The sequence below is a fragment of the Pseudomonas sp. G1002 genome, assembly GCF_013385455.1.
GTDB lineage: Bacteria > Pseudomonadota > Gammaproteobacteria > Pseudomonadales > Pseudomonadaceae > Aquipseudomonas.
The window spans coordinates 8,603-11,197 of sequence record NZ_JACAPY010000066.1; the positions used below are offsets into that span (position 1 = coordinate 8,603).

The window sequence follows — 2,595 nt, forward strand, 5'->3', positions numbered from 1 at the left end:
GCGTGGGAACGATCACACTCACCATTTTTGCCTGAAAGCTGCGCGGCCACAGGCGTCATTCAGGAATGTCATTGGCCATGAGTTCGTCTTTTTCATTGTTTCGCACCTGGAATGTCCAGCACTTGCCATCGACGCCGGCGGCGTTTGTGCGGCATTTCATCGGACATTTCAAAGGTTGGTACCTGGCTATCCTGCTGCTGCAGATCGCCGCGGTGGTGTGTTCGATTCTGACGCCCTGGGGGCTGGGGCAGATCACCCGCACCGTGAGCAACGGGCTGGAAGCGGAGCGTGCCTTTGAAGTGCTGCAATGGCCACTGACACTGCTAAGCGCGCTACTGGTGTGCCAAGTACTGTTTACCCGTGCATCGGCAGGCTGCCATATCCACGTCTTGCCGTTGCAGCGGCGCACGGTGACGCATGTGGTGTTCGCCTATCTGCAGCAGCACTCCCATCGTTTCATCAGCAATGAGTTCGCCGGGGCACTGGCGCATCGGGTGGCGGAAATTACCCTGGGCGTGAATCAGACCCTGAGCATCTTGTTGTTCGACCTGATCCCGCTGCTGGTGACGCTGAGCCTGGCCACGGCCTTGCTATGGACCGCATCGCCGTTGTTGGCGTTGTTCATGGCGGGTTGGTCGGTGGCGTTTATCGCTATCTGCTACGTCCTCGCACGCCGCAGTCATCCTCTGGCGCAACAGTATTCGGCAGCGCGCAGCACCAGCACCGGCAAAGTGGTGGATGCGGTCTCCAACCTGGCCAATATCCGCCTGTTTGCGCGCCATGCGTTCGAGCACAGTTACCTCGGCACTTTCCTCGACAAGGAGGTGGCGGCTGCCTACCGATCCCTGGGGTATATGGAGAAAATTCGCTGGTTCCAGGCTTCCTGTGGCGTAGTGCTTAAGCTCGGCTTGTTATTGCTGGCGCTCTACCTGTGGCGCAGCCACCGTATCGACATTGCTGCGTTTGTCATGTCCACCAGCCTTTCGTTGTTGATCATCAGCGATGTGGAAAACCTGTCGCGACGCTTTCTCGAATTCTTCGAAGCCACCGGCAATATCGCCAACGGTGTGCGCACCCTGATCCGCCCCCATGAAGTCATCGACCAACCCGGCGCCAAGGCGCTGATGGTCAAGCGCGGCGATATCGAGTTTCGCGATGTCGGCTTCAGCTATGGCGGTGACCGTTCGATTTTCGAACACCTGAATATCGTCATCCCCGCCGGCCAGAAAGTCGGCCTGGTGGGTGCTTCGGGCTCCGGCAAGTCGACCCTGCTGAGCTTGCTCCTGCGTCTCTACGACGTGCAGCAAGGCCAGGTGCTGGTGGACGGCAAGGACGTGCGCGAGGTGACCCAGCATTCGCTGCACCAGCAGATCGGCCTGATTCCCCAGGAGCCCGGCCTGTTCCACCGCAGCATTCGCGAAAACATCCATTACGGCCGCCTGGATGCCTCGATGGACGAGGTCGCCGAGGCGATCCACCGCGCCGGCGCCAGTGAATTTATCGACAGCATGGAACACGGCTACGAATCACTGGTGGGCGAGCGTGGGGTCAAATTGTCCGGCGGCCAGCGCCAGCGCATTGCGATTGCCCGGGTGTTGCTGAAAAACGCGCCGATCCTGGTGATGGACGAAGCCACTTCCAGCCTGGACTCGATCACCGAGCGCTTTATCCAGGACAAGCTCGACGAAATCATGGAAGACAAGACCGTGCTGGTGGTCGCGCATCGGCTGTCCACCGTGGCCCACCTGGACCGGATCCTGGTGTTCGACAATGGCCGGGTGATCGAGGACGGCAGCCACGAACAGTTGCTGCGCCAGGGCGGGCAATATGCGCGGTTGTGGAGTCGCCAGTTCAGCGATGCGCTGGATGAAGCGGTGGTGTGACCAAGCGGCGTACCGGGTACGCCGCGCAGTCAGGTCAGATCGAGAGGTGCAGCACCCGGTCATCCTTGGCACCGGCCAGCGGGCGGCGCTTGTTGACCTTCAGCTCACCGAGGTTGATCAGCAACGTGCGGGTCACGTTGCGGCTCAGCCCCAGCAACTCTGCGGTGTGCACCTGGTTGTGCTGGCACAGCCGGTAGGCGGCGGTGAGCAGGCTGCGTTCCACCTGTTCGTGGAGGTTTTCTATCTGCTCCTCGAACAGCCGCTGGAAGGCCTGGTCGAGCAGGTCATGGGCGGTGGTGCTGTCTTCCTGGCGTTCGATACGCAGGTTGGACATGCGCAGGTCATCGGCCTGGATCACGCCGTCGCGGCAGATCAGCAGGGTGTGGNNGCTCGCGGATATTCCCCGGCCAACTGTAGGTGGCCAGGCGTTGCTCGGCTTCCTTGCTCAAGATGATCTCGCCATAGCCGAGGCGGCGGGTGTAGGTATCGATGAAATACTGCACCAGCGGCAGGATATCGCCGGGGCGATCCCGCAGCGGGCTGAGTTCCAGGTTGACCACGTTCAGGCGGTAGAACAGGTCCTCGCGGAAATGCCCGGCGTTGATGGCTTTTTCCAGCTGCACGTTGGTCGCCGCCAGCACCCGCACATTGATCGGAATGCTTTTGCGCGAACCCAGGCGCACTACTTCACGCTCCTGCAATACCCGCAGCA

At 60.9% G+C, this 2,595-nt stretch carries 1 protein-coding gene and 1 pseudogene; one reads left to right on the plus strand and one right to left on the minus strand.

Annotated features, from left to right (window positions below; all coding sequences use genetic code 11):
* The first annotated feature begins 77 nt into the window (after positions 1-77).
* Complete coding sequence (locus tag HX801_RS31490) at positions 78-1,883, plus strand: ABC transporter ATP-binding protein (protein ID WP_008431180.1); 1,806 nt, start codon at positions 78-80, stop codon at positions 1,881-1,883.
* A 34-nt stretch (positions 1,884-1,917) separates the two neighbouring features.
* Here HX801_RS31490 and HX801_RS31495 read toward each other — a convergent pair.
* A pseudogene (locus tag HX801_RS31495) lies at positions 1,918-2,595 on the minus strand (sigma 54-interacting transcriptional regulator); the annotation flags it as partial.